Source organism: Xanthomonas arboricola pv. populi (genome assembly GCF_002939945.1).
Classification (GTDB): domain Bacteria; phylum Pseudomonadota; class Gammaproteobacteria; order Xanthomonadales; family Xanthomonadaceae; genus Xanthomonas; species Xanthomonas arboricola_A.
The window spans coordinates 15,151-27,657 of the sequence record NZ_MDEB01000002.1 but is presented as its reverse complement, the minus strand read 5'-3'; the positions used below and the strand labels follow the sequence as shown (position 1 = coordinate 27,657).

Genomic DNA, 12,507 nt, shown 5'->3' with positions numbered 1-12,507 from the left:
ACGCGCAAGGGCGGCAGGGCCTGCTGCGGCATTGATGACACGCCTTGGTCGGAAGCGCATGCGCCGATGACCTGTCACCCCTGCATCGACGCCAGCGTGGAAGCGGCCCATGCCGCAAAACGACAACTTTCTGGCGCGTCGACCGAGCGCGTCTATCAAGTCCGCCGCGCTCGCGCCGATATCGCTTCCATGGACAGACTCAGCATTATCGGACTGGTGCTCGCGATCGTGGCGATCGTGGGCGGCAGCGTATTGAAAGGCGCCGGCATTTCGTCGCTGTGGTCGCCGGCTGCCTTCGTGATCGTGATCGTCGGCACCGTGGCGGCGATCCTGCTGCATACCTCGCCGGCGGTTTTCCGGCGCGCCTTCAAGATCCTGCGCTGGGTGATCCAGCCGCCGGCAAGCGACCGCCCGCAGTTGCTGGCGCGCATCGTCGAATGGAGCAACATCGCTCGCCGCCAGGGCCTGCTGGGCCTGGAAGACCAGCTCCCGCGGCAGGACGACGCGTTCCTGCGCAAGGGCCTGCAGATGCTGGTCGATGGCGTAGAGCCCGAATCCATACGGCATATGCTCGAGATCGAAATGGACAACCAGGAGCGTCAGGATCTCGCTGCGGCCAAGGTGTTCGAAGGCATGGGCATCTATGCGCCCACGCTGGGCATCATCGGTGCGGTGCTGGGCCTGATGGCGGTGATGAAGAACCTGGCCGACCCCGCCATGCTCGGCCACGGCATCGCCGCCGCGTTCACCGCCACCATCTACGGCATCGCCTCGGCCAATCTGCTGTTCCTGCCGGTTGCCGCCAAGCTCAAGAGCGTCATCCACTGCAGCACCAACGAGCGCGAAATGGCGATCGAAGGCTTGATCGCGATCGCCCAGGGCGAGAACCCGCGCAACATCGAGTCGAAATTGGCCGGATACTTGCATTAGTCCCGTCATGGCCCGCCGTCGCAAACATCACGAAGACCATGGCAACCACGAAGCGTGGGCGATTCCGTATGCCGATCTGATGACGCTGCTGCTGGCGTTCTTCGTGGTGATGTACGCGATCTCCTCGCTCAACGAGGGCAAGTACAAGGTCATGGCGCAGGCGCTGACCACCGCCTTCGGCGGCTCGTCCACCGCCGCCAGCCCGGTGCAGATCGGCAACACCCAGACCCTGGGCGCCGATTACGACCGCCCGTCGGTGATCAAGGCCGGCACGCCGATGGCCGCGTCCAACGGGCCGACCGACCCCACCCTGCTGCCGTCGATGGCCGCGCAGATGCGCATGCCGGTGTCGCTGCGCAATCAGGCGCAGCTGGCGCGTGCGCAGCGGCAGATGGACGCGGTGGCCCAGCAGTTGGGCAAGACGCTGGCGCCGCTGATCGACCAGAAACTCATCACCATCCGCCGCAACGATCTGTGGATCGAAGTGGAGATCAACAGCGACATCCTGTTCGGTACCGGCTCGGCGGCATTGGCCGGCAACGCCCGTGACACCTTGTCGGCACTGGCCGCGGTACTGCGCGATGCGCCCAACGGCGTGCGCGTGGAGGGCTATACCGACAACCAGCCGATCGCAACCGCACAGTTCCCCTCCAACTGGGAGCTGTCGGCCGCGCGCGCTGCCAGCGTGGTGCACCTGTTTGCCGACGACGGCATCGCCCCGCAGCGATTGGCGATGGTGGGCTATGGAGAATTCCGCGCACGTGCCGATAACAGCACTGAGGCGGGACGGAATGCGAACCGGCGTGTGGTGTTGATCATCCTCGCTGACTCGGCTGGCTCACTCGCACCCGATCCGCCATCGCAGATGCATGCGACCGCCGCCGGGGCGCCCAAGCTTCCCAAGTCTGACGGCGGCCAAACGGCCGTCACCACCGAAAGCGGCACAAGTTCCGTCCCCGCCGTAATTCAAGGAGTGCAGTGAGATGCGTATCTGGGCAATCGCCAACCAGAAGGGCGGCGTCGGCAAGACCACCACGACGCTGGCATTGGGTCGTGGCCTGGCCGCGCTCGGCCACCGGGTGTTGTTGATCGACCTCGATCCGCACTCCTCACTCACCCGCGCGTTCGGTGTGGCGATCGACCCGCCGCCGCGCGGGGTGCTGGACCTGTTCGGCACCCCGCCGAGCGACCTGGCCAGCCTGGCCCACGACAGCGCCATCCCCGGCCTGTCCTATGTGTGTGCGCAAGCCGCCCTGGCCACGCTGGAGCGCCGCAGCGCCAACCAGCCCGGCCTGGGCCTGGCTTTGCAGAATGCGATGACCCGGCATGCCGGCCAGCATGACTACATCCTGCTCGACTGCCCGCCCACGCTCGGCCTGCTGATGATCAATGCGCTGGCCGCCTGCGATCGCGTGGTGGTACCCACCCAGGCCGAGCCGCTGGCGCTGCATGGCCTGGCCAGCATGGTGCGCACCGCCGATATGGTGCAGCGCTCGCGCCGCCGCCCGCTGCCTGTGTCGATCCTGCCAACCCTGTTCGACCGTCGCACCCGCGCCGGCACCGAGACGCTAAAGGAGATGCAGGACACCTACGGCGCTGTCGTCTGGGAAGACGCGGTGCCGGTGGATACCCGAATCTGCAATGCCGCCGCGCTCACCATCCCCGCTACCGGCGGCGACTATCAGGGCCGCGGCCTGTCCGCCTATCGCCGCGCGCTGGAATGGGTGCTGGCCGATGACGCGATGCGTATGGAGCAAGCCGCATGAGCAACCACACCGCCAACGGTGAGCTGGACGATTATCTGGAAGGCCTGTTGCACGATACCGGCGTCGAGATCCCCGTCGCGGTCGCGGTGGCACCGGCAACTGCTGACGCAGACGTCGCGCTGGCCGAGCCGCCGGTGCAAACTGCCTCGGCTACCGAAGCCGCCGCTGTCTCGGAAGCGGCGACTGCCAACCCGATTCCCGCCGATTTCCTCGCCGAAATGGACGCCGATCCGGCCTTCGGGCCACCAGCGGTCGCCGCGCCCAGCGCCGCCGACATCGCCGCCGATTTCCTCGCCGAAATGGATGCCGACCCGGCCTTCGGGCCGCCAGTGGTCGCCGCGCCCAGCGCCGCAGACATCGCCGCCGATTTCCTCGCCGAAATGGATGCCGACCCGGCCTTCGGCCCGCCAGCGGTCGCCGCGCCCAGCGCCGCCGACATCGCCGCCGATTTCCTCGCCGAAATGGATGCCGATCCGGCCTTCGCCACCGCTGCACCCAGCCCGTTCATGAGCACCGCCGATCTGATGGCCGAAATGGACGCGGACCCGGCCTTCGCCACCGCTGCCTCCGGCGCCGATCTGCTGGCTGCCGACCTGCTGTCCGAGTTGGATGCCGATCCGGCCTTTGCCGATGCCGCACCTGCCCCGACGGCACCGGTGCAGCCTGCACCTGCACCGATGCAGGCACCCCACCGCGCGCCACAGGCGCCGGTCTATCAGCAGGGCCTTGAAGCGCTGCTGGCACCCGGCCAGGCCGAGCGTATCAATGCCGAGCGGCGCGCGGCCGAACGCAGTACACGTTGGCTGCGGCTGCGCTGCGGCGAACAGACCTATGCGCTCGAATTACTCAAGGTGCAGGAAGTGGTGCTGCCGGTACCGCTGCTGCCGCTGCGCGGTACTGCCAGCGCGATGCTCGGCATCATGAATCTGCGTGGCCAGGTGGTGCCGGTGATCGATCTGGGCATGCATCTGGGCTCGGCGCCGATCAACATGGATCTGCAGACGCGCGTGGTGGTGCTGGAAGAAAACGGCGAGACCATGGGCCTGCGCGTGTCGGCGGTGGAAGACGTCACCAGCCTGACCGATCAGCAGATCGAGCCGCCGGACAACGCACGCCTGTGCCGCATTTCCAACAACCTGTTCCGCGGCGTCGCGCGGCTGGGCCATCAACCGATGATCCTGCTCGATGCCAGCCATCTGCTGCATTGATCCACCGCGCAGCTGACGCGCACCTGCACGCGCAACGATTCACCGTTAAAGCTTTCCCGCCCCCCGCCGTTAGTACGCATAGATCCATCCGTTCGGAGCAACAATGAGCACAGTGACACTGGGTGAGGATCTCGGCATCGAGACCAGCGCCGACCTCAAGCAGAAGCTTGCCACGTTCCTGACCCAGGACGGCGACCTGCTGCTCGATGCCGGCGACGTCCGGCGTATCCATACCGCCAGCGTGCAGTTGCTCTGCGCCTTTGTGCAAACCCGCCGGCAGGCGGGGTTGCATACCGGATTCGATGGCTGCAACGACACTTTTAGAGATGCGGCCCGTCTGCTCGGCGTCACCGACGCGCTCGGACTTTCCGCATCCAATGACAACCTGAAATCTGTGGAGAACGCCGCATGAGCGCACGTATCTTGGTGGTGGACGATTCGGCGTCAATGCGCCAGATGGTCTCTTTCGCCCTCACCTCTGCCGGCTTTGCCGTCGAAGAAGCCGAGGACGGCGCCGTTGCGCTGGGCCGCGCGAAGGGCCAACGCTTCAATGCGGTGGTGACCGACGTGAACATGCCCAACATGGACGGCATCTCGCTGATCCGCGAGCTGCGCCAGCTGCCGGACTACAAGTTCACCCCGATGCTGATGCTCACCACCGAGTCGGCGGCCGACAAGAAGTCCGAAGGCAAGGCCGCCGGTGCCACCGGCTGGCTGGTCAAGCCGTTCAATCCGGAACAGCTGATCGCCACCGTCCAGAAAGTTCTGGGTTAATTCCACTTGCCTCACCATCGGATGTCACGCCCATGAGCATGGACCTGCAACGTTTCCACGCCACCTTTTTCGAGGAAAGCCGCGAAGGGCTGGATGCGATGGAGGCCGGGCTGCTGTCCCTTGAAGAGGGCAACCGCGACCCGGAAATCATCAACTCGGTGTTCCGCGCCGCGCACTCGATCAAGGGCGGCGCTGCCACCTTCGGGTTCGAAGCCGTCGCCGGCCTGACCCACGTGCTGGAGACGCTGCTGGACGAGTTGCGCTCCAACAAGCGCCAGCTCGAACCCAATGCGGTCGATGCCATGCTCGGCTCGGTCGACGTGCTGCGCGCCCTGCTGCGCGAAGCCGAACACGGCACCCCGGCCGACCCGGCCGCGGTCAAGGCCGTGCACACCCGTCTAAACGCCGTGCTGGCCGGTGAAGCGCCGACGACTGCAGTGGTCGCCAAGCCGAAGGAAGAAGAACCCGAGGCCTGGCATATCGGTTTCACCCCGGCACCGTCGCTGTTCATGAGCGGCAACGACCCGTTGCGCATCATCCGCGAGCTCGAGCACCTGGGCCCGCTGCAGATTGCTGCACGCCTGGAGCGCATGCCGGGCTTCGAGAACATCGACCCGCTGGAAGCCTACCTGGCGTGGGATCTGGGCCTGATCGGCAAGATTCCGCGCAGCAAGATCGAAGACACCTTCGCCTGGGTGGTGGACGATTGCGAGCTGGATATCCGCCCGATGGCGGTACCCGGCCCGCCGCCGAGCCTGGCCGTTGCAGCCGTTGCCGCTGCACCGGTCGCCGTCGCTGCGGCACCCGCCGCCGCTGCCGAACCTGCCGCCGCCGCTGCCACGCCGGCCAAGGCCGCCGCAGCGGAAGCGGAAACCTCGATCCGCGTCAGCGTCGACAAGGTCGATGCGTTGATCAATCTGGTCGGCGAGCTGGTCATCACCCAGGCCATGCTCAAGCAGGTCTCCACCGGCCTGGATCCGGCGCATGCCGAACAGTTGTTCGCCGGCCTGGATCTGCTCGAACGCAATACCCGCGACCTGCAGGAAGCGGTCATCGGCGTGCGCATGCTGCCGGTGGATGCGGTGTTCCGTCGCTTCCCGCGCCTGGTCCGCGACCTCTCCAGCCGCCTCGGCAAGCAGGTACGCCTGCGCACCATCGGCGAAGGCACCGAGCTGGACAAGGGCCTGATCGAAAAGATTGCAGATCCGTTGGTGCACCTGGTGCGCAACTCGATCGACCATGGTCTGGAAATGCCCGATGCGCGTCGCGCCTCCGGCAAGGACGAGACCGGCACGATTACCCTGGCGGCCTCGCATCAGGGCGGCCATATCGTGATCGAAGTCAGCGACGACGGCCGTGGCCTCAATCGCGCCAAGATCCTGGAAAAAGCGGCCGAACGCGGCATCGCCGTGCCGGACAACCCGACCGATGCGCAGGTGTGGGATCTGATCTTTGCACCGGGCTTTTCCACCGCCGATGCCGTCACCGACCTGTCCGGCCGTGGCGTGGGCATGGACGTGGTCCGCCGCAACATCCAGGGCCTGGGTGGCGAAGTGCAGCTGGAAAGCAACGCCGGCAGCGGTACCCGCGTGCTGATCCGTCTGCCGCTGACCCTGGCCATCCTCGACGGCATGACCGTCTCGGTGGCCGGCGAAACCCTGATCCTGCCGCTGGCCTACGTGCTCGAGGCACTGCAGCCGGCGCCGGAAGACATCCGCACGATGGCGGGCGACGGCCGGGTGCTGCGGGTACGCGGCGAGTACCTGCCGATCCTGTCGCTCACCGATTACTACGGCTTCGGCGGGCAACAGTCCTCGCAGGAACCGCTGGTGGTGGTGGTCGAAGGCGACGGCCAGAAGATCGCGCTGGAAGTGGACGAACTGCTCGGCCAGCAACAGGTCGTGGTCAAGAACATCGAGAACAACTACCGCCGTATCCCGGGCGTGTCCGGCGCCACGATCCTGGGCGATGGTCGGGTCTCGCTGATCGTGGACATCGGTGGGCTGGTGCGCTCGCTGCGCGTGCCGCAAGCCGCCTGATCACTGGCGCGCTGACCAGCATTACGGCCGGGTCCGCTACGACAAAGTAGGTCTTGTTAAGAAAAAAAACGCACCGCATCGTCAAGTCGGCGTGCCGCAATGCCGATACCACTGGTGACCGGGACGCTGCATATCCGGACTCCTTTAGCCGTTGCAGGTGCAGACATGGAATTGACAACCTCTTTAGGGGCGCGCCGGGGCTTGACCATCGCCGGGATGACGCTAGGTGCCCTTCTGGTAGTGACGGCCTGGCTGACCCTGAGCCCCCTAAGTCACACCAGCGACCGCCTGGATTATCTGGAGCACCAGCGCCTCGCTCCGTCGGCAGCGCTGCATGAGCTTCGCGCCAGTCTGACCGAACTCCACGCCTACGAGCTCGGGCAGATCATGCATGCCGGCAACACTGCCGAAGCGGCCGACTACGATCGCCGCATGGACGACACCCGCCAGCGTCTGGAGCGTGCCTGGAAGCGCTATGCGGCCAGTACACCCGAAAGCGACGAGGCGCGCCGACGCACTTCGTTCAAGCACAAACTCGACAGCTATCTGGAACTGCGCAGGCGTATCGCCGAGACCGTGCGCGCCGGCGACAAGACGCAGGCTGAGGCAATGTCCACTGGCCAGGCACAGCAGCAACGGGATGCGCTGTTCACAGAGCTCAGCTTGCTAATCGCCCAGATCGACCAACGTGCCGGCCCCGACGCGCGCTGAGATGACACCCACCCACCCAACAGGCGCAGCGCCGGCCACCGCCGGCACCGCAGGAGCACGGCGATGAAATGGTTTTCCGACCTCGGGATTGTCTACAAACTGGCGTTGGTGTTCGCGTCCAGCAGCCTGCTGACCCTGCTGCTGGGCTTAGTGGTCTATGCCCGCACAAGCGAGTCGATGGAGGAGTTTCGGCGCGTCGAGGGTAAATGGATCCCGGCCACGCAGTCGCTGGCCGAGATCCGCGCGCAGCTTGGCGAGATCCGCACCTACGAGCTTGCGCAGCTTGCACACATCGACGAGTCCGACGCGACCGCCGACTACTTCACCCGCATCCAGACCGCACGTGAAGATCTCGCCCGCCAACAGGCGCGCTTCGAGGCAACCATCCAGGCTCCCGGCGAGCGCGCCCTCTACGATGCCGCGGCGAGCTCACTTGCCGGCTACCTTGCCGCAAATCAGCGCCTGGGCGATGCAGTGCGTGCGCACGATGCGGCGACTGCGCGAACCATCTCCGACACACAGTCGCGGCCGCTACGCCGTGTTTTGTTCGAGAAGCTGATCGCGCTCAACGAGCGTAACGTGGCTCAGCTGGATCAGGAATTGGTCGCCACCCGCAGCCTGCTGGCGCACACCAAACTGATGATCGTGGGGTTGCTGCTGGCGACGCTTTGCGTGGCGCTGGGTACCGGCTGGCTGGTGTCGCGCAGCATCAACCGGCAGTTGCGTGCGGCCACTGCGTTGTCGCGTGCGGTCGCCAAGGGCGAACTGGATACCCACGTCGAGAGCGGCGGCCGAGACGAGCTCGGGCTGCTGATTGATGACATGCTGGCCATGCGCACTCGCATCCGCGCGGTCGTGGACGCCCAGAACGAGATGGCAAGGCAACATGAGCTGGGCTGGATCAGCTACCGCATCGATCAAGATGCCTTTCCCGGCGAATATGGAGCAATGGTGCGAAACACCAACGATCTGGTCGCCGCGCACATCGCGGTCAAGATGCAGTTGATGGGCATCACCAAGCGCTATGCCGTGGGCGACCTTTCGGTGGACATGCAGGATCTGCCTGGCGAAAAGTCAGTGCTCAGCCAGACGATGAAAGAGGCCAAGCGTAATCTGCTGGCCGTCAACACCCAGATTCAGCAGCTGGCCCGTGCCGCCAGCGTCGGCGACTTCTCGCAGCGCGGAGACGTCACCCGCTTCGACAACGACTTCCGCGTCATGGTCGAGAACCTCAACACCATGATGGCCACCGCCGACACCAACCTCGCAGCGTTCTCACGGTTGCTGCGGGCCATCGCCGAGGGCAACCTCACGGTGCGCATGGATGGCGAGTTCCACGGCGTGTTCGCGGTCATGCGCGACGATGCCAACACCACCGTGCAGCAGCTGACCGAGATCGTGGCGCGCATCCAGCACTCGTCCGGTTCGATCAACACCGCCGCCAGCGACATCGCCAGCGGCAACGACGACCTGGCGCGCCGAACCGAACAACAGGCCGCAAGTCTTGAGGAAACCGCTGCCTCGATGGAGGAGCTTACCTCCACCGTCAGGCAGAACGCGGAGCACGCCCGCCAGGCCAACCAGCTCGCTATCAGCGCTGCCGATGTGGCCTCGCGCGGTGGCGATGTGGTCGGCAAGGTCGTCATGACGATGAGCGGCATCGAGGCATCGTCGAAAAGGATCGCCGAGATCATCTCTGTCATCGACGGTATCGCGTTTCAGACCAATATCCTGGCGCTGAACGCCGCGGTGGAGGCCGCACGCGCCGGTGAACAGGGCCGCGGCTTTGCGGTCGTGGCTTCCGAGGTGCGCACCCTGGCGCAGCGCTCGGCCGCTGCGGCAAAGGAAATCAAGGGACTGATAGACGATTCGGTCGGCAAGGTCGCCGAAGGATCGGCGCTGGTGGGTCACGCCGGCCAGACCATGGCCGAGATCGTCGCCAGCGTACAGAGCGTGACCCACATCATGGGCGAGATCTCCGCCGCCTCGCAGGAACAGTCGGCCGGCATCGAACAGGTCAATCTGACCGTGACGCAGATGGACGAGGCCACCCAGCAGAACACCGCCCTGGTGGAAAAAGCCACCTCCGCCATCCGTGCAATGGAGGACCAGGCCAGTCAGCTCTCCGATGCGGTATCAATCTTCAAGGTCCAGCAGATCGACGCACTGGCGGCGATGTCACATCGGCCTGTCACCCAACGCCAGTCAGGCGCCAAGGTGCCGGACGCCCGCCCCCCGGAAGCGCCGACACCGGTTTCCGCAAGGTCGAAACACAGCAGGTCAGTGGCGTTCCCCCTGACCACTGCGACGGCGTCCAATGGCGATTCGAGCTGGCAGGAGTTCTAGGCATCTTCTGACCTTGCGAGCCACCGATCCTGCGGCCGCCACGACCAGGTTGCCAGGGCTTTGAGCGGCTGACAAACCTCGTGCGCGGCCGCCGGGCGGGCGCGGTCGGCGCGCGGAATCGGCGTGTATCACTCTTACCCTCCGGTTCTGAGCGCGCCGCCCGCACTTACCTGACCACCGCTGGCTACGTTTTGTCAGCCGCGCTTAGTCGTTTCTGCCCCTGCACCGGGGGCGTTCGTCGGCCCCTGGCCTGTCCGCTGCGTGCGTCGGGCCTAGCGGCCGGTCAAAAAAATCGACGCGCGCCGGAAGCCGCCAGAACCGGCTGTCGGACAACACTCAATATTTCTCGGGCGAGGTCGCTACGGCTGTATCCCCCGACTCCTCGCCTTCGTTGGATACCCGCCATGACATTCAAGAACACGCTGGCCAACGTGCCGCTGAAGCGCAAGTTTCTGGCGCAGACCGCGCTGGTGGCGCTGGGCATCATCGCGCTGGCGGTGATCGCCGCACGCATCCAGTACTTGGATCTCACCGACACGCGTCGCGATGCGCTCAAGAGCCAGATCGAAATGGCGACTGCGGTGGTCAACGGCTATGCCGAGCGCGCCGAGAAGGGCGAGATGGATGTGGACAGCGCCAAGAAAGCCGCACTGCATACCTTGTCCAGCATGCGCGCGCGTGGCGGCGTGGATTACATCTACGTCACCGACCAGGCGCCGGTGATGCTGATGCACCCCACCCGCCCGGATCTCAACGGCAAGCCGCTCAATGATGTGCTGAGCCCGGACGGCAAGCGTATCTTCCCGGCCTTCGTCGCCGTGGCCCGGGCAGGCGGCGGCTACGTCGACTACGCCTGGGCCAAGCCCGGCCAAAAAGACCCGGTGCAGAAGACTTCCTACGCGTCGTTGTACAAGCCGTGGGGCTGGGTCATCGGCACGGGTGTGTATCTGGACGACACCCAGTCGCAGGCGCTGGTCTTCACCGGCATCATCACGATGGCCGGCGGCGTGCTGGTGCTGATCAACCTGTTGGTGGGCTGGCTGATCGGCAATTCGATCCTGGAGCCGGTGTCGCGTGCGCTCGCTGCCATCAAGGGCGTGGCGCGTGGCGATCTGAGCGTGCGCACCGCCGAGCACGGCAGCGATGAAATCGGCCAGATGCTGAAGGCCACCGACGACATGGTGCACACGCTGGAGCGCTTCTCCGCGCAGACCAAGGTGATGATGCACATGCACGCCGGCGAAGACGTCAGCCACCGCATGCCGACCGATTTCCCCGGTGTCTACGGCGAGCTGGCCGGCGGCATCAACACGATGATCTTCGAACACCTGGACGCCATCGTCGATGCGATCGGCATCCTCAACGAATACGCGCAAGGCGATCTGTCGCGCGACGCCGCGCGCCTGCCCGGCACGCGTGCGGTGCCGCACGAAGCGATGGATGCGGCCAAGGCCAGCCTGCTGGCGATCAACGTCGAGATCAAGCGCCTGGCCCAGGCCGCGGCCAATGGCGACTTCAGCCAGCGCGGCGATGCGACCCGCTTCAGGCACGACTCGGCGCGCATGATCCACGACCTCAACGCGATGATGGAAGTCAGCGACCGCAACCTGGGCAAGCTGTCCGAGCTGCTGGCGGCGCTGGCCGCGGGCGACCTCACCGCGCGCATGGATGGTCAGTTCCAGGGCGTGTTCGCACGGATGCGGGACGATGCCAACGCCACTGCCACGCAGCTGGCCGGCATCGTCGGGCGCATCCAGCAGGCCGCCGGCTCCATCACCTGTTCGGCCAGCGAGATCGCCGCCGGCAACAACGACCTGTCGCAGCGTACCGAGCAGCAGGCCGCCAACCTGGAAGAAACCGCCGCCTCGATGGAGGAACTCACCTCCACCGTCAAGCAGAACGCCGAAAGCGCACGTCAGGCCAACCAGCTGGCGATCGGCGCAGCCGATGTGGCCTCGCAAGGCGGTCAGGTGGTCAGCCAGGTGGTGGACACCATGTCCGGCATCCAGACCTCGTCCAGGAAGATCGCCGACATCATCTCCGTCATCGACGGCATCGCCTTCCAGACCAATATCCTGGCCTTGAACGCAGCGGTGGAAGCGGCACGTGCCGGCGAACAGGGCCGCGGGTTTGCGGTGGTCGCCTCGGAAGTGCGCACCCTGGCACAGCGTTCGGCCGGCGCGGCCAAGGAGATCAAGCATCTGATCGACGACTCGGTCGGCAAGGTGGCGCAGGGTTCGGCACTGGTGGATCAGGCCGGCACCACCATGGCCGAGATCGTGGCAAGCGTGCAGCGCGTCACCGACATCATGGGCGAGATTTCTGCGGCCTCGCAGGAACAGTCCAGCGGCATCGAGCAGGTCAACCGCACCGTGACCCAGATGGACGAGGCCACCCAGCAGAACGCGGCATTGGTGGAAGAAGCCACTGCTGCTGCACGGGCGATGGAAGAACAGGCCCGCCAGCTGACGCAGGCCGTGTCGCGCTTCACGCTCGCCGATGCGCCGGAACCCATGGCGGCAGCGCCAGCGCTCAAACCGGCAGTGACTGCGCTCAAGCGCGGCTCCGCCGCAGCCGTTCCACGCAAGCAGGCAACCATCTCGGTGGTCGCCACCGGCAACAACGGTCAATGGCAGGACTTCTGAACCGTGCATGCGCTGCCGCAGTCAGGCAGCTGCATGCATGTGCGTGACGCTCGACCGGCCGGCTCAGCCTGCCCGCCACCGCCGTTTG

General features: G+C 65.8%; 10 protein-coding genes and 1 other RNA gene. All 11 read left to right on the top strand.

Annotated features, from left to right (window positions below; genetic code table 11):
* The first annotated feature begins 189 nt into the window (after positions 1–189).
* Positions 190–930, top strand: a complete 741-nt coding sequence (locus XaplCFBP3123_RS06435) for a flagellar motor protein (protein WP_104533337.1) — start codon at positions 190–192, stop codon at positions 928–930.
* A 7-nt stretch (positions 931–937) separates the two neighbouring features.
* Positions 938–1,912: a flagellar motor protein MotD gene (motD, locus tag XaplCFBP3123_RS06430; protein ID WP_104533336.1), complete on the top strand. Its 975-nt coding sequence runs from the start codon at positions 938–940 to the stop codon at positions 1,910–1,912.
* Between the two features lies 1 nt (position 1,913).
* Complete coding sequence (locus tag XaplCFBP3123_RS06425; RefSeq protein WP_104533335.1) at positions 1,914–2,696, top strand: ParA family protein; 783 nt, start codon at positions 1,914–1,916, stop codon at positions 2,694–2,696.
* Positions 2,693–3,904 carry a chemotaxis protein CheW gene (locus XaplCFBP3123_RS06420; protein ID WP_104533334.1) on the top strand — a complete coding sequence of 404 codons (1,212 nt, stop codon included), beginning with the start codon at positions 2,693–2,695 and terminating at the stop codon, positions 3,902–3,904. Before XaplCFBP3123_RS06425 ends, XaplCFBP3123_RS06420 begins: the two co-directional genes overlap by 4 nt.
* Before the next feature lie 103 nt (positions 3,905–4,007).
* Positions 4,008–4,316: an STAS domain-containing protein gene (locus tag XaplCFBP3123_RS06415; protein ID WP_104533333.1), complete on the top strand. Its 309-nt coding sequence runs from the start codon at positions 4,008–4,010 to the stop codon at positions 4,314–4,316.
* The gene (locus XaplCFBP3123_RS06410) at positions 4,313–4,678 is read left to right on the top strand and encodes a response regulator (protein WP_002806565.1); all 366 of its coding nucleotides are present in this window, start codon (positions 4,313–4,315) and stop codon (positions 4,676–4,678) included. Before XaplCFBP3123_RS06415 ends, XaplCFBP3123_RS06410 begins: the two co-directional genes overlap by 4 nt.
* Before the next feature lie 32 nt (positions 4,679–4,710).
* Entirely contained in the window at positions 4,711–6,717 is a 2,007-nt protein-coding gene (locus tag XaplCFBP3123_RS06405; protein ID WP_104533332.1) for a chemotaxis protein CheA, read from the top strand.
* 165 nt (positions 6,718–6,882) lie between these two features.
* A complete protein-coding gene (locus XaplCFBP3123_RS06400) occupies positions 6,883–7,428 on the top strand; it encodes an MCP four helix bundle domain-containing protein (protein ID WP_172453131.1) in 546 nt (181 codons plus the stop codon).
* A gap of 63 nt (positions 7,429–7,491) precedes the next feature.
* Positions 7,492–9,774, top strand: coding sequence for a methyl-accepting chemotaxis protein (locus XaplCFBP3123_RS06395; protein WP_104533330.1), 2,283 nt, complete (start codon positions 7,492–7,494; stop codon positions 9,772–9,774).
* 123 nt (positions 9,775–9,897) lie between these two features.
* A non-coding RNA gene (locus tag XaplCFBP3123_RS06390) (sX9 sRNA) lies at positions 9,898–9,974 on the top strand.
* A gap of 204 nt (positions 9,975–10,178) precedes the next feature.
* On the top strand, positions 10,179–12,419 hold the full coding sequence (locus XaplCFBP3123_RS06385; protein WP_253254152.1) for a methyl-accepting chemotaxis protein: 2,241 nt from the start codon (positions 10,179–10,181) through the stop codon (positions 12,417–12,419).
* Positions 12,420–12,507 lie beyond the last annotated feature (88 nt).

Bases quoted from the DNA above. Each gene is read 5' to 3' on its own strand.
- XaplCFBP3123_RS06400 (WP_172453131.1), top strand. From the start codon at position 6,883: ATGGAATTGACAACCTCTTTAGGGGCGCGCCGGGGCTTGACCATCGCC.
- XaplCFBP3123_RS06385 (WP_253254152.1), top strand. From the start codon at position 10,179: ATGACATTCAAGAACACGCTGGCCAACGTGCCGCTGAAGCGCAAGTTT.
- XaplCFBP3123_RS06420 (WP_104533334.1), top strand. From the start codon at position 2,693: ATGAGCAACCACACCGCCAACGGTGAGCTGGACGATTATCTGGAAGGC.
- XaplCFBP3123_RS06435 (WP_104533337.1), top strand. From the start codon at position 190: ATGGACAGACTCAGCATTATCGGACTGGTGCTCGCGATCGTGGCGATC.
- motD (WP_104533336.1), top strand. From the start codon at position 938: ATGGCCCGCCGTCGCAAACATCACGAAGACCATGGCAACCACGAAGCG.
- XaplCFBP3123_RS06410 (WP_002806565.1), top strand. From the start codon at position 4,313: ATGAGCGCACGTATCTTGGTGGTGGACGATTCGGCGTCAATGCGCCAG.
- XaplCFBP3123_RS06405 (WP_104533332.1), top strand. From the start codon at position 4,711: ATGAGCATGGACCTGCAACGTTTCCACGCCACCTTTTTCGAGGAAAGC.
- XaplCFBP3123_RS06395 (WP_104533330.1), top strand. From the start codon at position 7,492: ATGAAATGGTTTTCCGACCTCGGGATTGTCTACAAACTGGCGTTGGTG.
- XaplCFBP3123_RS06425 (WP_104533335.1), top strand. From the start codon at position 1,914: ATGCGTATCTGGGCAATCGCCAACCAGAAGGGCGGCGTCGGCAAGACC.
- XaplCFBP3123_RS06415 (WP_104533333.1), top strand. From the start codon at position 4,008: ATGAGCACAGTGACACTGGGTGAGGATCTCGGCATCGAGACCAGCGCC.